This window comes from Methylobacterium sp. J-088, assembly GCF_022829295.1.
Lineage (GTDB): Bacteria > Pseudomonadota > Alphaproteobacteria > Rhizobiales > Beijerinckiaceae > Methylobacterium.
On record NZ_JAKSYH010000157.1, the window covers coordinates 13,057 to 31,260 of the forward strand.

Consider the following 18,204-nt stretch of genomic DNA (forward strand, 5'->3'; position numbering starts at 1 on the left):
CGGCCAGGGTTGCGAGCTTGACCGCAACGGTCCAGACTTGCCTTCCAGGGGACGAATCCAAAGGGATACGGTGCATCACCCCGACAAGGCTCAGTTCACCACGCCCGGCGCGCGCGGGTTCAGCGATGTCGACACCTGGGTGTTCGACCTCGACAACACGCTCTACCCGAGCGACGCCCGGGTCTGGCCGCAGGTCGATGAGCGAATCACGCTCTACGTGATGGGGCTCTACGGGCTCGACGGGATCTCGGCCCGCGCCCTGCAGAAGTACTTCTATCATCGCTACGGCACGACGCTGAAGGCGCTGATGGTCGAGGACGGGGTCGATCCGCACGACTTCCTCGATTTCGCGCACGACATCGATCACTCGATGATCAAGCTCGACAAGGATCTCGGCGACGCGATCGAGCGGCTGCCGGGGCGCAAGCTGATCCTGACGAACGGCTCGCGCCGGCACGCCGAGAACGTGGCGGCCAAGCTCGGCATCCTCGATCATTTCGAGGACGTGTTCGACATCGCGGCGGCCGATTTCGTACCGAAGCCCGAGCGCTCGACCTACGAACGCTTCCTGAAGGCGCATGACGTCGAACCGACCCGCGCCGCGTTGTTCGAGGACATCGCCCGCAACCTCGCAGTGCCGCACGACCTCGGCATGGCGACCGTCCTGGTGGTGCCCAAGATCATCGATCCCTATCGAGAGGCGTTCGAGCAGGAGGCGGTGCGCGAGCCGCATATCGATCACATCACCGACGACCTCGCGACGTTCCTGTCGAACTGCGTGCTGCCCGAGGCCGGCGCCGTGCCGGCCTGACGGCCATCCCGCGTGGGCTTCGCAACGGCAATCGACAAGCCGGGGACGATCCTGTAGAGAGCCGGCCAACTCACAACAGGATCGCCGAAATCCTGGTGCCGGCCGCCCATGAGGGGCGTCACGGCGCGACGGCTGGAGCTATGCCATGAACATCATCGAGCAGCTGGAGCGCGAGGAAGTCGCGCGCCTGGCCAAGACCATTCCGGATTTCGAGCCGGGCGACACGCTCATCGTCAACGTCCGCGTGAAGGAAGGCGAGCGCACCCGCGTCCAGGCCTACGAAGGCGTCTGCATCGGTCGCCAGGGCGGCGGCCTCAACGAGAGCTTCACGGTCCGCAAGATCTCGTACGGCGAGGGCGTGGAGCGCGTCTTCCCGGTGCATTCCCCGATGATCGATTCGATCAAGGTGGTCCGCCGCGGCAAGGTGCGCCGCGCCAAGCTGTACTACCTGCGCGACCGGCGCGGGAAGTCGGCCCGTATCGTCGAGCGCACCGACCGCTACAAGACCAAGGAAGCCCCGGCCGCAGCGCCTGCCGCCGCCGAGTGATCGCGGCAGGGTCGGCCTTCACGGCTGGCCCTCCACCGCACGTCTTGGATCGAGGCCCGTTCCGATGCATCGGGGCGGGCCTTTTGTTTGCGCGCGATCACGCCGCCCGCAGATTCCGGTGCGCGAGCAGCCACGGCAGAACGCAGGCGGCCGACACCGCGATCGACAGGGTGTAGGCCAGCACCGGATCCATCGCCCCGAGCGTCGCGTGGACGACGATATAGAAGGCCAAGACGCCGAACGCCCCCTGGGCGCTGCCGCGCACCACGTCGAGCGAGGCACCAACCCCATCTTGCAGCCGGGCGAAGACGATGAGCGGCCAGGAGATGATCGGGATCGGCGCCAGGACGCCGCTCAGTCCCGGTCCGAGCAGGGGCGCCAGGGTCGAGACCAGCAGGACCAGCGTCGTGGCCGCCGCCAGCCGGGCCGGCATGTCCCAGCGCGGCGGCCGGCGGGCCGAAACACCGGACGCGGCGCGCCGCCGGCACAGGGCGACGACGAGCGCCATCGCCGGGAGGTCGATCGCCGTGGCGAGCCACAGGCCGGGCCGGACGAGCCCGTGCAGCACGGAGCCGCCCAGGACGAAAGCCGCCAGGGCGAGGCCGATGGACGCGACGGCGCCCATCCGCGGGGCGCAGAGGGCGTAGGCGAGGTAGCAGAGCGTCACCGCCCCCAACCCCTCCACCGAGCCGATGGCCGCCTCGGCGGCGAAGCGCTCGCCCTGCTCGACCGTGAGGTAGATCGAGATCGGCGCTGAGGTCAGCGGCAGCCCCGAGAGGACGCCGCCGACGAGGCTGCCCCAACGGCGCGCCGCCGCCGAGACTGCCCACATCAGCGTCGGGGTGATGGCGATCTTGGCGGCGATCAGGCTCATGACCGGTCTCGGGCCGGCTCAGGCCGCCGCGGGCGGGCCGTCATCCTCCGGCCCGGCGGGCGAGTTGAGGATGTCGTCCAGCTCATCGACCAGCCGGTCGATCTGCTCCTCGGTGGCGAGCACCTTCAGAACCTCGCCGGTCTCCGTCTCCACGGCCAGCTCGATATGCGGCCCGACCCGGGCGGTGAGGATCCGAGCCAGGATCTTGATGGCGCTCATGCGACTGTTTCCTCCGCGGCGATGAGGCCGATCGCCACCGCCGGCCCACAGGTCGAGATCCAGTCGCGCGGGCCGGCGATCCGGTCGTCCAGAAGATCCACCAGCGGCACGGCTCTGCGGCCGAGCCGGTCCGCGAGGCGCTCCCCCAGGAAGGCCCCGGCCCCGCAGGTGATCAGGGGGGCCGTCTCGGAACAATCCGGCCGGCCGAGCAGAATCGCGGCCGCGTCGTGCAGCAGGCGCAGCTGCGCCTCGGCGAAATACCCGGCCAGCGCTACCCAGGCCGAGCCCGGGGCCTCCGCCCTGTCGCGCCCGACAATCCGGGCGAGCCGGGTCCCGCTCTCGGCGACCGACTTGCCCTTGCGGTCGCCGCTCGTCTGCTGGTCTGCCCCCTCGGGGAGCAGGCCGAGGATCCGGTAGGCGTCCGCCATATGGGCGAAGGTCTCGGTCATCAGCCGGGTGCGCCGGCCGGCAAAGGGCGCGTGGTCGGCGAGCGCGATCACCGGCGTGCGGACCACGCCCGTGTAGACGAGTTCCCCCGTCTCCAGCCGCTCGGAATCGCTGTAGCCCGCTGCTGCCGGCCGCCCCCCCACGATCGGGATCAGGTCGGTGGTGGTCGAACCGATATCGACCAGCAGCGCGTCCGGGGCGATCCGGCCGGCGAGCGCCGCGGTGGCGTGCCAATTGGCCGAGGCCACCGCGGCGGCAACCTCCGCGGCCGCCTCCGGGGCGACGAAGCCGGAGCGGCCGGCATAGATCCGCGCGGGTCCATCGAGATGCGCCGCGGCCCAGCCTGCGAGCGCGGCCACGCCGGCCCGCCGATCGGCGAAGCAGTCGGTCAATTCGCCCGTCATGGTGACCGCGTGCCGGGCCTCCGTCCGGGCCCAGTCCGGAAGCCGCGCGAGGGCCTGATCGAGGGCCGGCAGCCCCTGCCAGAGGGGGCAGGGTACCTGGACGGCCGCGACCACGCGCCCGGCCTCCACCAGCGCGGCCTTGACGTGAACCCCGCCGAGGTCCCACCCGATCGTCTTCAGGGATGGTGAGAGCATGGGACCGCGATGAACGCCTCGATGGACCACGGATTCGGGCGCCCCGGCTTCGCGGTGATCCCGGTGCTCGATCTCCGGGGCGGCCGCGTGGTGCGGGCGCGCCGGGGCGAGCGCTCCTCCTATGCCCCGATCGAGACGCCGTTGGCAAAGGGGTCTGCGCCCGACGCGGTGGCGCGCGGCCTGTGTGACGCCTGGCCGGCCAAGATCCTCTACGTGGCGGATCTCGACGCGATCATCGACCACGCGCCGCCGGATCTGGTGGCGCTGACGGCGATCGCCCGCGCCTGCCCGGGCGTCGCCCTGTGGGTGGATGCGGGCTTCGCCGATCCGGAAGGCGTCGCGGACTTCCTGACGACCGGCCTCGGACGGCCGGTGATCGGCAGCGAGAGCCAGGCAGATGCCGGCCTGCCGGCGCGTTTCGGAGACCGCGCGGTGCTCTCCCTCGACACGCGTGGCGCTGAGCGCCTCGGCCCCGCGGCCCTCCACGACGACCCGTCGCTCTGGCCGCCCGAGGTGATCGCCATGACGCTGGCCCAGGTCGGCGCCGGCAGCGGCCCCGACCTCGCGGCGCTCGCGGCCCTGCAGGCGCGGGCCCCGGATCGCCGCCTCTATGCGGCTGGCGGCGTGCGCGGGCCGGACGACCTGCGGGCGTTGCGCGAAGCCGGGATCGCCGGCGCCCTGGTGGCCTCGGCGCTGCACGACGGCACCCTGTCACGGGCCGACGCAGCGAGTCTGGCCTGACGCTTCCGGCGGGCACGCGGCGCTGATAAACCCTCGGCCGACAGCCACATCGCGCGAGCGTGCAGACGATGGACAAATTCACGACCCTGGAGGGCGTCGCGGCGCCCATGCGGACGATCAACGTCGACACCGACCGGATCATCCCGGCCAAATACCTGAAGACGATCAAGCGGACGGGGCTCGGCAAGAGCCTGTTCGCCGAGATGCGCTTCCGCGAGGACGGTTCGGAGAACCCGGATTTCGTGCTGAACCAGCCGGCCTACCGGAACGCCAAGATCCTGGTCGTGGGCGACAATTTCGGCTGCGGCTCGTCCCGGGAGCACGCGCCCTGGGCGCTGGCCGATTTCGGCATCCGCTGCGTGATCTCCACGAGCTTCGCCGACATCTTCTTCAACAACTGCGCCAAGAACGGCATCCTGGCGATCACCGTCGCCCCGGAGGATCTGGAGAAGCTGTTCGAGGACGCCGAGCGCGGCGCCAACGCCACCCTGTCGATCGACCTGGACGCGCAGACCATCCGGGGGCCGGATGGCGGCAGCCTGCATTTCGAGATCGAAGCCGGACGCAAGCACAACCTCCTGAACGGACTCGACGAGATCGGCCTGACCCTGGAACGCGCCTCGGCGATCGACGCCTACGAGCAGAAGCTCGCACAGCGGGAATGGGCCTGAGCGGATGAGCCACGGGCCTCACCGTTCTCTGGCGAGGCCCGGCCCTTGAACTGTATCCTTGAAGAGATCCCAAAGGGCTCGGCCCAGCCCTTTTAAGGTGTTTGTGGGCGCATGGGGACAGAGGCCAAGCGCGCGCTCCTCCCCAGGCTTACCCGGGATCGCTCAAGCTTGTAGGGAGGCGTTTGGGATTTGCAGATCCCGGGTGGGGGTGGCGCAGACTGCACCGGGGCGCTCCATCCTGCACCACCCCCACCCCCGGGCCCTCCCCACAAGGGGGATGGGAAAAGACTCAGCTCTTTCAGTACGTTAGGGCCGATGATGGCGGCCTTTGCCGCCGGCCAAAACACCTTGAAAAGGCTGGGGCTCGACCTTTCGAAACCGTTGTCACGCCGCCTTCACATCGGCCAGGAAGGTCGCGACCGCGCGGCCCAGGTCGTTCGAGTACTGCGAGAGCCCCCGCGCCGCGCCGAGCACCTGGGAGGCCGCCGAGCCCGTCTCGCCGGCGGCGCGCTTGACCTCGCCGATGTTGCTGGTGACCTGACCCGTCCCCGAAGCGGCCTCCTGAACGTTGCGCGCGATCTCCTGGGTGGCGGCGCCCTGCTGCTCCATCGCGGCGGCGATCGCGGTCGAGCTGGTGGCGATCTCGGCCACCGTCCGGGCGATCGACTGGATCGCCCGGACCGCGTCGCCGGTCGCCGCCTGGATCTCGGCGATCTGCGCACCGATCTCGCCGGTGGCGCGGGTGGTCTGGGCGGCGAGTTCCTTGACCTCGGTGGCCACCACCGCGAAGCCGCGGCCCGCATCGCCGGCCCGCGCCGCCTCGATCGTGGCGTTGAGCGCCAGCAGGTTCGTCTGGCTGGCGATGTTGGAGATCAGGGCGATCACGCTGCCGATCTTCTCCGCGGTCTCGGCCAGGCTCTTGACCGCGCCGTCGGTCTGGACGGCCTCACGCGCCGCCGCGCCGGCGGCCGCGGCCGCGCGGGAGACTTGGCCGTTGATCTCACGGATCGAGCTCGACAGCTCCTCCGTCGCCGCCGCGACCGTGTTGACGTTCGTCGAGGCCTGCTCGGCCGCGCTCGCGACCGCAAGGGCCTGCACGTCGGTCTCCTCGGCGACCCCGGTCATCGACTGGGCCGTCGCCTCGAGTTCCGTGGCGGCGCCGGCCAGCGCCTGCGTCAGCCCCGAAACCTGCGACTCGAAGCCCTTGAGCGTCGCGTCGAGATGCGCGACGCGGCGTGCCTTGGCCTCGCTCTCCTGTGCGGCCGCCGCATCGGCTGCCCGCTTGGCGATCAGCGCCTGCTTGAACACCTCGACCGCCGCCGCCATGCGGCCGATCTCGTCGGTGCGGTCGCGACTCGGCACCGCGACGTCGAGCTTGTCGTTGGCCAGGTCGCCCATCACGTCGGTCATCCGGCGCGTCGGGATGGCGATCAGGCGGGTCAGCGCGTACGCGCTGCCGACGGCGCTGCCGAGCAGGACCAGGAAGATGATCACCATCGACAGGTAGGAGACCGAGAACGCCTCGGCCGCATCGGCCTGACGCGTCTTCAGCAGGGCGCGCTCCGTCGCGTCGCTCTCCGCGACCTCGGCCCGGATGCCGTCCATGAAGGTCTTGCCGCCGCCGGCAGCCGCACGGGCCCGCGCCTCCGCCTGCGTGGCCGCCTGCCCCATCAGACCGATCTCCGGATCCGCGACCTCCGCCTGCCAGCGGCGCGCCAGGTCCTCGATGCGTCCGACACGCGCCTGCTGGGCCGCGTTGTCGGCCGTCAGGGTCCGCTGGCGCTGCGCGGCCGCCGCGAAGGCCTGGGCGCCCTTCTCCACCGGTTCGAGGAACTTGCGGTCGCCCGATATCAGGTAGCCCCGCACACCGGTCTCGCGATCGATCATGCTGGAGAGCAGGAGCGCGTTCACGCTCAGAACGTCGTAGGTGTGCTCCGACCATTCAATCGATTTTTCGATAAATGACAGCTTTCTATAGTTAAGAGCGCTACCAATTACTGTAATAAAGATCAATATCGCGAAGCAGGCGATGATTTTTTTGACGATCGACATCACTAATGTCCGGATTTGAAGATATGATTCGGTTGCCCAGATACGAAGTTTGCATCTATAAATGAACAAAATTCCCGAGTCCAAAAAAAATCAGATGCGTTTTAATTGGAAACGCCGCCGTGGCGCGGGCGCTCAAATCAATGTCTCGGGATCGTGCCGCCTCTGCTGCGCGGTGCGGGCCGGGACTCTGCGCCGATCGACGACGCCACCTGTTCAAGGATCGATGCCCGGGACTGTGGACACGCGTCTTCCGGCGCTGGAGACGTGCATCAAGACTTTCCTGTGCATCCCGCGTGCGGACCGAAACGGCCCGGTCGCGTGTCCGCCCAACGTGAGCTGCGCTAACGCGCGGTTAACCCTGGTGCTGCCTGATTCGGCCGCTACACCAGGGGCGACATACGGGAACGCCAGGATGCGCCATCAGTGCTTCGGGCCGGGCCTCGCGCTCGGGTTCGGTCTCCTCGCCGTGAGCCAGCCGGCGCGGGCGGATTTCGACGGTTGCCTCGCCGGTATCCAGGCCCAGGCGGCAGCCGCCGGCGTGTCCGCCCAGACCTTCCGGTCGGCCACCAGCGGCATCAGCTACGACGACAAGGTGATCGAGCTGTCCCAGGCGCAGCCCGAATTCAAGACGCCGATCTGGGACTACATGGCGGCCCTGGTCGATGACGAGCGTGTCGAGGACGGGCGGGCGGCGATGCGCCAGAACGCGGCCGCCCTGGCGCAGGCCGAGGCGCGCTACGGCGTCGATCGCTACACGATCACGGCGGTCTGGGGGGTCGAGTCGAACTTCGGCAAGAACCTCGGCAAGATGCCGCTGGTCCAGTCGCTCGCGACCCTCGCCTGCTCCGGCAACCGCCGCCGCGACTTCTTCCGCGGCGAATTGATTGCCACGCTGCGGATCATCGAGCGCGGCGACATCGCGCCGGAACGGCTCACCGGCTCCTGGGCGGGGGCCTTCGGCCAGACCCAGTTCATGCCGACCACCTATCACCGCCTCGCTGTCGACGGTGACGGCGACGGGCGGCGCGACGTGGTCGATTCGGTGGCCGACGCGGTCGCGTCCACGGCGAACTTCTTGCACGTCGCCAAGTGGCAGAACGGGCAGGTCTGGGGCTACGAGGTGAAGCTGCCGCGCGGCTTCAGCGTCGCGTCCGCCGGGCGCAAGAACAAGAAACCGGTCGCCCATTGGGCCTCGCTGGGCGTGACCCGCATGGACGGCCGCCCGCTCTCGGGGGAGGGGCCCGCCGGGATCATCGCGCCGGCCGGGATCGATGGTCCGGCCTTCCTGGTCACCAAGAACTTCGACGCGATCTACTCGTACAACGCCGCCGAATCCTACGGCCTCGCCATCGCGGTTCTGTCGGACCGGCTGCGCGGGAAGGCGGGTGTCCAGGCGGCGTGGCCGACCGACGATCCGCCCCTGTCCCGGGCCGAGCGGCGCGATCTCCAGACCCGGCTGGCTGCCCGCGGCTACGATGTCGGCGAGCCGGACGGCAAGGTCGGCCAGAAGACCCGCGACGCGATCAAGGACGTGGAGCGCCGCCTCGGCATGACCCCGACCGGCCGCCCCGGCGGCAAAGTTCTGGAAGCGCTGCGCGGCAGCTGATGGCTTCCAAGCTCCGGTCAGCCCACGCCCCGGACCCTTTCCCGGGCGCAGGCCGCGTAAGCCGAATGCGAGACCCGGGACCCAGCACAAGACGTCGCGAAGCGTCCGCCTGGATCAACGCGGGCCGCTTGCGCTGCGCTTCCTGCGCCAGGTCCCGAATCAGGTTCCGCTGGCGCTCCACCTGTCCGGGAAAGGTGGGGCGCGTCAGCTAAGAGCATACCGCAAACTCGGCCCGACACCCCGAAAAAGTAGAACCCGCGGCCTTTCGGCCGCGGGTTCGAATTCCGTCCGTGCCGGGCCGATCAGGCGGCAGTGCGCTTGCGGGCTTCCTGCTTGGTGTCGACGCCGGCCGCTTTGATCTCGGACAACTTCTGCGCGACGTTGCGCGAGAACACGAACTCGGCGGGGCGCTGGTTCTCCAGGCTGACCTCGGGGGCCATCGCGCCGTCGGTCTTGATGCCGCGAATCGCATGCACCAGCGGCTTCCACGGCTTGCGGACCGAATCGACCACCGAAGAGGCCTCGTAGCCCGAATGGACCATGCAGTCGGCGCACTTTTCGTAGTTGCCCGTGCCGTAGGAATCCCAGTCGGTCTCCTCCATCAGCTCCTTGAAGGTCGCCGCGTAGCCCTCGCCGAGCAGGTAGCAGGGCTTCTGCCAGCCGAACACGGTGCGGGTCGGGTTGCCCCACGGGGTGCAATGGTAGGTCTGGTTGCCGGCCAGGAAGTCGAGGAACAGGCCCGACTGCTGGAAGGTCCACTTCTCGCGGCCCTTCTCCTTGCCGTGCCGGAACACGCCGCGGAACAGATCCTTGGTCGCCTTGCGGTTCAGGAAGTGCTTCTGGTCCGGCGCGCGCTCGTAGGCGTAGCCCGGGGAGACGGTGATGCCGTCGATGCCCATGCGGGTCACGCTGTCGAAGAAGTCGGCGATCTTCTCCGGCTGGGAATTGTTGAAGAAGGTGCAGTTGATGGTGACGCGGAAGCCCATCTCCTTGGCCTTCGCGATCGCCGCCACCGCCTTGTCGTAGACGCCGCGCTGGCACACCGACTGGTCGTGCATCTCCTTGTCGCCGTCCAGATGGATCGACCACGTGAAGTACGGGCTGGGCTTGTACTCCTTGATCTTCTTTTCAAGGAGCAGCGCGTTCGTGCACACGATCGCGAACTTCTTCTGGGCGATGATGCCCTCGACGATCTGCGGCAGATCCTTGTGCAGGAGCGGCTCGCCGCCGGCGATCACCACCACGGGGGCGCCGCACTCGCGTACCGACTCGAGCGCGTCAGCGACCGGCAGCCGCTTGTTCAGGATCTCGTCCGGGTAATCGATCTTCCCGCAGCCGGCGCAAGCGAGATTGCAGCGGAACAGCGGCTCCATCATCATCACGAGCGGGTAGCGTTTGCGACCCGTCAGGTGCTGTTTCAGGATATAGCCGCCGATCTTCGCGACGTACCGGAGGGGGATACCCAAGATAGCGGCTCCTTCACTTCGTCGGCCCCGGAGGCATCGGGGTGCTTAACACGAAAAAAAACGCGATTTCCAGCGATCTAGCTTGGAACTAATCTCAATCGGCCCTGTTTCGGCGGCACGATGACATCTTATTCCGCGCCTGACGCAACGGTGCCACATGAGCCGCCTAGGGCGACCGCGTGGGCGGGGACATTCAGACGTTGAGGACAGCACGTGCATTGCGTCGGCAATGCGACCGGACATCCGGAATTCCGGCCGCGATGCAACTGACGCCGTGCGCCAGCGCACATATCATCCCCGGCGGCCGGACCGGCTCGGCCGCGTTGCAATCTGGCACCACCCTCTTTACTGAACCTCGGGGCAGCGATGCAAGCCGTGGCCCGAGCCGTGGCCTCTGGTGGATGGCGGCGCCGCGATCCATTTCGGCCGCGATCGGCGCGTGGACGCGTGTCGTGCGTCCGGGGCGGACCACGCGGCCTTCCTCGACCCCGGTCCGCATCCGAACGGATTGCGGGGCGATCGGCACGCGGGCACTGAGCCCTGCCGGAGCCGGTCTCCGGGATCCCGAGGCGTTCGATATGTTCGATGGTATGTGTCGGCCGCGCCGTGTGCGTGTCCGGGGCGAACAGGCAGGGTGCTCGTGATCGAAAGTCTCGTCGCGTTCTCGGTACGGTATCGGTGGATCGTGATCGCCCTGGTGGCGTTCGTCACGGTCGCGAGCGCCGGAGTCGCGGCGCATCTGTTCCGGATCAACACCGATGTCGAGCGCCTGATCGATCCGAAGGAGCCCTGGCGCCAGGACGAGATCAATTTCGAGCAGGCCTTCCCGCAGCGGTCGAACACCATCGTGGCGGTCATCGACGGGCAGACGCCCGAGGAGACCGAGGAGGCGGCTGCCAACCTCGCCAAGGCGCTGACCGCTCATAAGAATCTGATCGAGACGGTCTATCGGCCGGATGGCGGCCCGTTCTTCGACAAGAACGGCTTGCTGCTGATGTCGCAGGCGGATCTCGACAAGACCCTCGAATCGCTGACCCAGCAGCAGGGGCTGCTCGGCCCGCTCGCCGCCGACCCGTCGCTGCGCGGCGTGATGCGGGTTCTGACGCTGGGCGCCCGCGGCGTGAAGACCGGAGACGCCAAGCTCGAGGATCTCGAGAAGCCCATGGGGCAGATCGATGCCACCCTGAAGAAGGTGCTGGCCGGGCAGCCGGCGCGGATGTCGTGGCAGGAGCTGCTCTCCAACGGACAGAGCAGCGTCACCGACAAGATGAAGTTCGTGGTCATCCAGCCGGTGCTGGACTTCAACGCCCTGGAGCCCGGCTACCAGGCGACCAAGCTGATCCGGAACGTCGCCCAGGATCTCAGGATCGATTCCGAGCACGGCCTGCGCATGCGGCTGACCGGCACGGTGGCGGTGGCCGACGAGGAATTCGCGACGCTCTCGGAGGATGCGGGCGTCAATTACAGCGTCACGGTCGGCGCGATCGTCCTGTTCATCTGGCTCGCCCTACGCTCCGCCCCCCTGGTTTCGGCCGTGCTGATCACGACCTTTGCGGGTCTGATCGTCACCGCGGGCCTCGGATTGGCGATGGTCGGCGAGCTCAACCCGATCTCGGTGGCCTTCGCGGCGCTGTTCGTGGGGCTCGGCATCGATTTCGGCATCCAGTTCGCCGTGCGCTACCGGGCCGACCGCTTCGAGCAGCCCGAGATCGGCGCCGCGCTCCGGGCCGCAGCCCGCGGCGTCGGCTGGTCGCTGACGCTGGCGGCCATCTCGCTGCTGGCCGGTTTCTTCGCCTTCCTGCCGACGGCCTTCCGCGGCGTCTCCGAACTGGGCCTCATCGCCGGCGTCGGCATGATCGTGGCCTACCTGTTCGCCCTGACGCTGCTCCCGGCCCTGATCGCCGTGTTCAATCCGAAGGCCGAGAAGGCCGCGGTGCAGACCGACTGGCTGGTCGGCGTCGATCCCTGGATCATCGAGCATCGCAAGCCGATCCTGATCGCGGTCGGCCTGATCACGCTCGCGGGCGCGCCGCTGCTCTGGCACCTGCCGTTCGATTCCAACCCGATGCACCTGCGCAGCGCGAAGACGCAGTCGATCGCGACCTATCTCGATCTGATCAAGAACCCCGAGACCAGCCCGAACTTCATCGACGTGCTGGCACCGAGCGTCGAAGCCGTCCCGGGCCTGTCGAAGACGCTGATGGGGCTGCCGGTCACGGCCTCGGTCAACAGCATCGACACCTTCGTGCCGCGCGACCAGGACAAGAAGCTCGCGCAGATCGCCGACACGGCGCAGCTTCTCGATCCGGTGCTCAACCCTGGACGTCGGCCGCCACCGCCTACCGATGCCGATAACGTCAAGGCGCTCAAGGATGCCGCCACGGCGCTGAACGGGATCTCGAACGATGCCAAGGGGGACCAGACGGGGGCGCAGGCCGCCAAGGAGCTCGCCGGCACCCTCGACAAGCTCGCCTCCGGCCCGGTGACGCAGCGCGAGGCGGCCTCCGTGGCGCTGACCAAGGATCTCGGGCCGCTGCTGGCACACCTGCGCGACCTGCTGCACCCGGAAAAAATCACCCTGGACAACCTGCCGCCGCAGTTGAAGGCCGACTGGGTGGCAGCCGATGGGCGCGCGCGTATCGAGGTCCATCCGAAGGGCGATTCGAACGACGATGCCGTGCTGCGCCGCTTCTCGGATGAGGTTCTGAAGGTCGCCCCGCACGCCACAGGCGCGCCGGTGGCCACGACTCAGTCGAGCTACACGATCCTGGGCGCCTTCGTTCAGGCGGCGGTGACGGCCCTCGTGCTGATCTTCGTCATCCTGTCGGTCGCGCTGCGCAAGCCGTGGGACGTGGCGATGACGCTGGGTCCGCTGGTGATCGCGACCCTCTGGACGCTGATGGCGATGCGCATCGTCGGCATGCCACTCAACTTCGCCAACATCATCGCGCTGCCGCTGATGCTGGCAGTCGGCGTGGCGTTCCACATCTACTACGTGATCGCGTGGCGGGCCGGCGTGACCGACATGCTCGCTTCCAGCCTGACCCGGGCGATCTTCTTCTCGGCGCTGACCACCGGCAGCGCCTTCGGGTCGCTGGTCCTGTCGAGCCATCCGGGCACGGCGAGCATGGGCAAGCTGCTCGCGCTGTCGCTGTTCTTCACCCTGGTGGCGGCTTTCTTCGTGGTGCCGGCAACGCTGGGCGAACCGCCGGCTCAGCCCGATGAGGATCGTCCCGAGGCCGAGAAGGCCGCCGGCGCGGCGTTGCGGAAGAGCACCGGGTTGAAGGATCCGGTGCCGGCCAAGTAGGCCTCGGTTAGAGGGTCTTCTCGAAGAAGTGGTCCGGGTAGGGGTCGTCGTTGAAGCGGTCGATCTCGACCCAGCCCGCCTTCCGGTAGAGCGCGAGCGCTTCGGGAAGGGCGCTGTTGGTGTCGAGACGCAGCGTCCGGATGCCGAGGTCGCGAGCCGCTGTCTCGGCCGCCTGCATCAGACGCTGGGCGAGGCCGAGGCCCCGGGCGGCGGGGTCGATCCAGAGCCGCTTGATCTCCGCCACCGGGCCGCCGTTGCCCTTCAAGCCGACGCAGCCGACCGGGAGGCCGCCCGCGACGGCGAGCAGGAAGGTGCCGCGGGGCCGCATCATGGCGGCGGCCTCCGGATCGCAGGACAGGGCGACGTCGAAGCCGCCGACGAAGCGGGTCGCCAGTTCGGCGTAGTAGGCGGCGAGGCAGGCGCGGGCGGGCTCACTGGTGGGATCGACGTCCGCGATCGTCATAGGGACCAAGCCGGATCTTCCCATCGCGCGCCGCGCATCCTAACCTCTTGGCATGACGACGATCGCTCTGGAAGAAGCAGCCCCGACCCTCGCGGAACTGGCTGCGCGTGTCGAAGGCGGTGAGACCATCGTCGTGACGCGCAACGGTCGACCGGTGCTCGACCTTGTACCGCATCGCCGGAAGGGTGGGCTCAACCTGGAGGCGGGCGCAGCATTCCTGCGCGCCCACGGGATCACAGATCCGTTTCCGTCCATACCCGATGACTTTGACGATCCATTGCCGGAGGATTTTCTGATTCGGCCGCTGCCCGAGCCATGAAATTCCTATTCGACACGCATATTCTGCTCGCCGTGATCGGTCGACGCTTGCATTTACGGAGTCCGAAGATTGCCCGGTTGCTGAGCCAAGACGACAGCGATCCCTATGCAAGCGTAGCGAGCCTTTGGGAGATTGCGATCAAGACACGCCTTGGTAAGCTCAATCCAAGGATGTCATTGGCTCTGCTGCCTTCGGCGTTGCAAGCTTTGGAGATCGGGATCGTGCCCATCACGCAAGCTCACGCCCTCGTTTCTGTTGAGTCACTCCCGCCGACGAAGGATCCGTTCGATCGCATGTTGCTCGCGCAATGTCAGGTCGAGGGCTGTCTTTTGGTTACGGTCGACGGCGCTCTGCACGATCATCCGCTTGCGGCGCGAATTTAAGCTGAAACGCTACGCGAAATCCGAGAACCCGCCCGTAACAGTCCCAAACGCCTCGACGGCCGCGATCGACGCTGGCGCTATCAGCGCGTCACGTTCCTGCGTGTACCGGTAACCCGGCGCCTCGCCCGGAAATCCACCCGCCGTAGCCGGATGCGTGTAGAGTTCGGTCAGCCCATCCGGGAGATGCCGCAAGAGAGCCGCCACCCGGGCCGGCGTCATGGCGCCGGACCATGCGAGCCCGAAGGTCCGGTCCGGGATCAGCAGGCCGGCCTGCCGGGCGCGGACGGCGAGCAAAGCCGCCCAGGGCGCGATGTCGAGGGCCGGGCGGGGGCGGGCGCCGGGCTCGGCGCGGCGCAGGATCTCCCGCGGCTCCCGGGGCACCCGCAGGGCACGCATCCCGAAGGCGCGGCCGATGCGCAGCACCGCACCCGCGATCAGCGGGTGGACGTGGAAATGCTTGTGGGCGTTGACGTGGTCCAGCGGCAGGCCGGTCGCGCGATAGGCCTCGAACTGCGCCCTGATCTCGGCGGCGAGCTGGCGCCGGGCCGCGGGCCTGCGGGCGAAGTCGAGGCCGAGCTTGGCCATGTCGGCCCGCATCAGGCCGGCCGCATCGGTCAGGTCAGGCAGCTCGGCGGCCGGTAGGGTCGGCCACGCCTCCACGAGGACGAGGTGCAGCCCGACCTGCAGGGACGGCATCCGCTTCGCCCGCGCCACCGCATCGGCGGCGGCCGGCGCCGAGACCATCAGGCTCGCCGCCGTGAGGATCCCGTCGCGATGGGCCTGCTCGACGGCCTCGTTGACCTCAGGGCTCAGCCCGAAATCATCCGCGGTGACGACCAGACGCTTCACGGTTACCTCGGTCATGGGTGTCGAGAGGGCAAGCCCTCTCGCGGGTCCAGGGCGGAGCCCTGGGAAGAGGGGCGGGGCTCTGCCCCGCTCCCCGCCGGGGCCGCGGGCCCCGGACCCCTGACTTACGCCGCTTTCGCGGTGCCCTGGCGCTCCTTGAGGAAGCGGTAGAACTCGACGCCCTCGCGCAGGCGGCGCTTCATCATGTCGGGCGAGCGCACCATCTCGCCCACGATGGAGGCGATCTTCGGCGCCCGGAAGTAGAACTTCTTGTAGAACTCCTCCACCGACGTGAAGATCTCAGTATGCGAGAGGTGCGGGTAGTGCAGCGGCGCGACCTGCACGCCGTTCTCGTCGACCAGTTCGGCGTTCTCGATGTCGAGCCAGCCGTTCTCCACCGCCTGCTTGTACAGGAAGGTGCCCGGGTAGGGCGCCGCCAGCGAGACCTGGATCGTGTGCGGGTTGATCCGCTTGGCGAAGGCGATCGTCTCCTGGATCGTCTCCCGGGTCTCGCCCGGCAGGCCGAGGATGAACGTGCCGTGGATGGCGATGCCCAGGTCGTGGCAATCCTGGGTGAACTTCTCGGCGACCTCGACCCGCATGCCCTTCTTGATGTTGTGCAGGATGGTCTGATTGCCGGACTCGTAGCCGACCAGCAGCAGGCGCAGGCCGTTCTCCTTGAGAACCTTCAGGGTCTCACGCGGCACGTTCGCCTTGGCGTTGCACGACCACGTGACGCCGAGCTTGCCGAGCTCGCGGGCGATCTCCTCGGCGCGCGGCAGGTTGTCGGTGAAGGTGTCGTCGTCGAAGAAGAACTCCTTGGTCTGGGGGAACTCCTTCAGGCAGTACTTGATCTCCTCGATCACGTGGGCGACCGAGCGGGTGCGGTAGGTGTGGCCGCCGACCGTCTGCGGCCAGAGGCAGAAGGTGCAGCGGCTCTTGCAGCCCCGGCCCGAGTAGAACGAGATGTAGGGGTGCTTCAGGTAGCCGATGAAGTACTTCTCCATCTCCAGGTCGCGCTTGTAGACGCTGGTGACGAAGGGCAGCTGGTCCATGTCGGTCATGATCTCGCGGTCCTCGTTGTGGACCACGACACCGTTGGCATCGCGATAGGACAGACCCTTGATCTGCGCCATCGGCACGCCGTCGGCGACTTCCTTGACGGTGAAGTCGAACTCGTTGCGGGCGCAGAAATCGACCACCGGGGCCTGGGCCATGGCGCCGGCGGCGTCGACCGCGACCTTGGCGCCGATCAGGCCGGCGATCAGCTTCGGGTTGGCGGCCTTGAGCGCCTCGATCGTCTTCACGTCGGACTTGAACGACGGCACCGAGGTGTGGAGCACGACGAGGTCGAAATCGTTGGCCTGCGCCACGATCTCGGGGAGTTTGATGTTGTGCGGCGGCGCGTCGATCAGCTTCGAGTTCGGCACCAGGGCGGCCGGCTGGGCCAGCCAGGTCGGGTACCAGAACGACTTGATCTCGCGCTTGGCCTGGTAACGGGAGCCGGCACCGCCGTCGAAACCGTCAAAGGTGGGGGCCTGGAGGAAGAGCGTGCGCATGGGGTTCAAGGCCTCAGGGCAATGCGGGGGAGGGGGCGGAGGAGAATTGGGTGCGTTCAGCGGAGCGGCGCGCCGGCGTCGCTGCCGAGCTCCGCGTCGGGGATCAGGGTGCCATCCGCAACCACGTGATAATCATGACCTTTCCATGTCACCGCCCCCGACACGAAGGCCCAGGCGAAGTTCAGGAAGGACAGGCTGTCGCGAATCGGCAACAGTCCGTAGGGATGCGGGGCGAGGTTGAAGGCCCGCTCCAGCTGCCGGCAGAGGAGGATGCGGCTCGCCAGAGCCAGGACCGCCACCCCGAGGGCGACCGGGCTTCCGCCGGACAGCAGGGCGCCCAGGACGGCGAGCGGGAAGGCGTGGGTGACGATCGAGCCGGCATAGCCCGCCGGGTCGACGGTGCGGATGGTGCGGTTCCAGCGCAGTTCGTGCCGCCACAGGCCGCCGAGATCGGTATCCACGCTGGTATGGCCGATGGTGAAGCTCGGGATCGACACCCGGCCGCCGAGGCCGCGCAGCGCCGCGCCGATCGCGTAATCGTCGGCGAGGTCGTTGCGGAAGGTGCGGAAGCCGCCCACCGCCTCCAGGCTCGCCCGGGTGAAGGCGACCGTGGAGCCGAAGCAGGGCTTGGCCAGCCCGAGGCTCAGGCCCATCACGACGTTGGGCAGGAAGTGGGTGTCGATCGCCAGCGTCGAGAGCCGGTCGTAGAGGCCCCGGAAGGCCGGCACCCCGTGGTAGAGGCAGGTGACTCCGGTGACCCCGTCCTGCGACAGCTCGGCGACCAGGCGCTCCAGATAATCGGGACCGACCACCATGTCGCTGTCGGCCAATACCACCACATCGTGGGCAATCCGCTCGGACATGTTGATGAGGTTCGAGACCTTGCGGTTCGAGCCGTGCTGGCGGGCGTCGATCACGAGGTCGATGCGCGCCGCCGGATAAGCCTGTTTCAGTTGCTCCACCACGCCGATCGCAGGATCGGTGGCCTTCTGGACGCCGAACACGATCTGGACCGGGCCGGCATAATCCTGGCGCAGGACACTCTCGAGATTCCCGTAGAGCGATGGCTCCAGCCCGCACAGGGGCTTGAGCACCGTCACGGAGGGCCGGGGGGCGCCGGGCGTCAGGGCGGGGACGGGTCGGGCCGCGTAACGGCCGGCGCAGAAGGCGGCCGCCAGCCCGTAGAGGCAGCCCCCCGCCGCCAGGATCAGGCAGAGCAGCGCGAGCCACGAGAGGGCGTTCAACGTCAGGGCGGTAACATCCATCCGATCGGGTCCGTGCGATCGTCCCGCCG

16 protein-coding genes and 1 pseudogene are annotated in these 18,204 nt (G+C 68.2%); 8 read left to right on the forward strand and 9 right to left on the reverse strand.

Annotated features, from left to right (window positions below):
• Positions 1 to 70 precede the first annotated feature (70 nt).
• Positions 71 to 811, forward strand: coding sequence for a pyrimidine 5'-nucleotidase (locus MKK63_RS17675; protein ID WP_244004055.1), 741 nt, complete (start codon positions 71 to 73; stop codon positions 809 to 811).
• A 145-nt stretch (positions 812 to 956) separates the two neighbouring features.
• Positions 957 to 1,358, forward strand: a complete 402-nt coding sequence (rplS, locus tag MKK63_RS17680; RefSeq protein WP_243927726.1) for a 50S ribosomal protein L19 — start codon at positions 957 to 959, stop codon at positions 1,356 to 1,358.
• A gap of 97 nt (positions 1,359 to 1,455) precedes the next feature.
• On the opposite strand, the gene MKK63_RS17685 is transcribed toward rplS, so the two are convergent.
• The 3 genes from MKK63_RS17685 to MKK63_RS17695 are packed head-to-tail and all read right to left on the reverse strand — an operon-like array spanning position 1,456 to position 3,497.
• Positions 1,456 to 2,232 (reverse strand): hypothetical protein, encoded by a 777-nt coding sequence (locus tag MKK63_RS17685; protein ID WP_244004058.1) that lies wholly within the window; start codon positions 2,230 to 2,232, stop codon positions 1,456 to 1,458.
• A gap of 18 nt (positions 2,233 to 2,250) precedes the next feature.
• The gene (locus MKK63_RS17690; RefSeq protein WP_244004060.1) at positions 2,251 to 2,451 is read right to left on the reverse strand and encodes a hypothetical protein; all 201 of its coding nucleotides are present in this window, start codon (positions 2,449 to 2,451) and stop codon (positions 2,251 to 2,253) included.
• Positions 2,448 to 3,497: a hydantoinase/oxoprolinase family protein gene (locus MKK63_RS17695; RefSeq protein WP_244004062.1), complete on the reverse strand. Its 1,050-nt coding sequence runs from the start codon at positions 3,495 to 3,497 to the stop codon at positions 2,448 to 2,450. Before MKK63_RS17695 ends, MKK63_RS17690 begins: the two co-directional genes overlap by 4 nt.
• Positions 3,498 to 3,518: 21 nt before the next feature.
• Here MKK63_RS17695 and MKK63_RS17700 point away from each other — a divergent pair, with 21 nt between their 5' ends.
• A complete protein-coding gene (locus MKK63_RS17700) occupies positions 3,519 to 4,238 on the forward strand; it encodes a HisA/HisF-related TIM barrel protein (RefSeq protein ID WP_244004064.1) in 720 nt (239 codons plus the stop codon).
• 68 nt (positions 4,239 to 4,306) lie between these two features.
• On the forward strand, positions 4,307 to 4,909 hold the full coding sequence (gene leuD, locus MKK63_RS17705) for a 3-isopropylmalate dehydratase small subunit (RefSeq protein WP_244004067.1): 603 nt from the start codon (positions 4,307 to 4,309) through the stop codon (positions 4,907 to 4,909).
• A 384-nt stretch (positions 4,910 to 5,293) separates the two neighbouring features.
• Here the strand turns inward: leuD and MKK63_RS17710 are convergent, their stop codons facing one another.
• On the reverse strand, positions 5,294 to 6,961 hold the full coding sequence (locus MKK63_RS17710) for a methyl-accepting chemotaxis protein (protein ID WP_279574726.1): 1,668 nt from the start codon (positions 6,959 to 6,961) through the stop codon (positions 5,294 to 5,296).
• A gap of 412 nt (positions 6,962 to 7,373) precedes the next feature.
• Between MKK63_RS17710 and MKK63_RS17715 the strand changes: the two genes are divergently transcribed.
• The gene (locus tag MKK63_RS17715; RefSeq protein ID WP_244004071.1) at positions 7,374 to 8,567 is read left to right on the forward strand and encodes a lytic murein transglycosylase; all 1,194 of its coding nucleotides are present in this window, start codon (positions 7,374 to 7,376) and stop codon (positions 8,565 to 8,567) included.
• A gap of 302 nt (positions 8,568 to 8,869) precedes the next feature.
• Here the strand turns inward: MKK63_RS17715 and hpnH are convergent, their stop codons facing one another.
• Entirely contained in the window at positions 8,870 to 10,033 is a 1,164-nt protein-coding gene (hpnH, locus tag MKK63_RS17720) for an adenosyl-hopene transferase HpnH (protein WP_243927709.1), read from the reverse strand.
• A gap of 640 nt (positions 10,034 to 10,673) precedes the next feature.
• Here hpnH and MKK63_RS17725 point away from each other — a divergent pair.
• The gene (locus MKK63_RS17725) at positions 10,674 to 13,340 is read left to right on the forward strand and encodes an MMPL family transporter (RefSeq protein WP_244004103.1); all 2,667 of its coding nucleotides are present in this window, start codon (positions 10,674 to 10,676) and stop codon (positions 13,338 to 13,340) included.
• 7 nt (positions 13,341 to 13,347) lie between these two features.
• Here MKK63_RS17725 and MKK63_RS17730 read toward each other — a convergent pair.
• Positions 13,348 to 13,830 (reverse strand): annotated as a pseudogene (locus tag MKK63_RS17730) (GNAT family N-acetyltransferase); the annotation flags it as partial.
• A gap of 25 nt (positions 13,831 to 13,855) precedes the next feature.
• On the opposite strand from MKK63_RS17730, the gene MKK63_RS17735 reads away from it, so the two are divergent.
• Together MKK63_RS17735 and MKK63_RS17740 are read left to right on the forward strand one after the other, a co-directional pair.
• Positions 13,856 to 14,122, forward strand: a complete 267-nt coding sequence (locus tag MKK63_RS17735) for a type II toxin-antitoxin system Phd/YefM family antitoxin (protein WP_244004073.1) — start codon at positions 13,856 to 13,858, stop codon at positions 14,120 to 14,122.
• On the forward strand, positions 14,119 to 14,505 hold the full coding sequence (locus tag MKK63_RS17740) for a type II toxin-antitoxin system VapC family toxin (RefSeq protein ID WP_244004075.1): 387 nt from the start codon (positions 14,119 to 14,121) through the stop codon (positions 14,503 to 14,505). The genes MKK63_RS17735 and MKK63_RS17740 overlap by 4 nt, the downstream gene beginning before the upstream one ends.
• Positions 14,506 to 14,514: 9 nt before the next feature.
• On the opposite strand, the gene hpnK is transcribed toward MKK63_RS17740, so the two are convergent.
• From hpnK to hpnI, 3 genes are all read right to left on the reverse strand, one after another.
• Positions 14,515 to 15,354 carry a hopanoid biosynthesis-associated protein HpnK gene (hpnK, locus tag MKK63_RS17745; protein ID WP_244004105.1) on the reverse strand — a complete coding sequence of 280 codons (840 nt, stop codon included), beginning with the start codon at positions 15,352 to 15,354 and terminating at the stop codon, positions 14,515 to 14,517.
• A 122-nt stretch (positions 15,355 to 15,476) separates the two neighbouring features.
• On the reverse strand, positions 15,477 to 16,910 hold the full coding sequence (gene hpnJ / locus MKK63_RS17750; protein ID WP_244004077.1) for a hopanoid biosynthesis associated radical SAM protein HpnJ: 1,434 nt from the start codon (positions 16,908 to 16,910) through the stop codon (positions 15,477 to 15,479).
• Between the two features lie 56 nt (positions 16,911 to 16,966).
• Positions 16,967 to 18,175, reverse strand: a complete 1,209-nt coding sequence (gene hpnI, locus MKK63_RS17755) for a bacteriohopanetetrol glucosamine biosynthesis glycosyltransferase HpnI (protein WP_244004080.1) — start codon at positions 18,173 to 18,175, stop codon at positions 16,967 to 16,969.
• Between the last annotated feature and the right edge of the window lie 29 nt (positions 18,176 to 18,204).

Bases quoted from the DNA above. Each gene is read 5' to 3' on its own strand.
- hpnJ (WP_244004077.1), bottom strand. From the start codon at position 16,910: ATGCGCACGCTCTTCCTCCAGGCCCCCACCTTTGACGGTTTCGACGGC.
- leuD (WP_244004067.1), top strand. From the start codon at position 4,307: ATGGACAAATTCACGACCCTGGAGGGCGTCGCGGCGCCCATGCGGACG.
- MKK63_RS17715 (WP_244004071.1), top strand. From the start codon at position 7,374: ATGCGCCATCAGTGCTTCGGGCCGGGCCTCGCGCTCGGGTTCGGTCTC.
- hpnI (WP_244004080.1), bottom strand. From the start codon at position 18,175: ATGGATGTTACCGCCCTGACGTTGAACGCCCTCTCGTGGCTCGCGCTG.
- MKK63_RS17695 (WP_244004062.1), bottom strand. From the start codon at position 3,497: ATGCTCTCACCATCCCTGAAGACGATCGGGTGGGACCTCGGCGGGGTT.
- MKK63_RS17690 (WP_244004060.1), bottom strand. From the start codon at position 2,451: ATGAGCGCCATCAAGATCCTGGCTCGGATCCTCACCGCCCGGGTCGGG.
- MKK63_RS17700 (WP_244004064.1), top strand. From the start codon at position 3,519: ATGGACCACGGATTCGGGCGCCCCGGCTTCGCGGTGATCCCGGTGCTC.
- MKK63_RS17710 (WP_279574726.1), bottom strand. From the start codon at position 6,961: ATGTCGATCGTCAAAAAAATCATCGCCTGCTTCGCGATATTGATCTTT.
- rplS (WP_243927726.1), top strand. From the start codon at position 957: ATGAACATCATCGAGCAGCTGGAGCGCGAGGAAGTCGCGCGCCTGGCC.
- MKK63_RS17685 (WP_244004058.1), bottom strand. From the start codon at position 2,232: ATGAGCCTGATCGCCGCCAAGATCGCCATCACCCCGACGCTGATGTGG.
- MKK63_RS17740 (WP_244004075.1), top strand. From the start codon at position 14,119: ATGAAATTCCTATTCGACACGCATATTCTGCTCGCCGTGATCGGTCGA.
- MKK63_RS17735 (WP_244004073.1), top strand. From the start codon at position 13,856: ATGACGACGATCGCTCTGGAAGAAGCAGCCCCGACCCTCGCGGAACTG.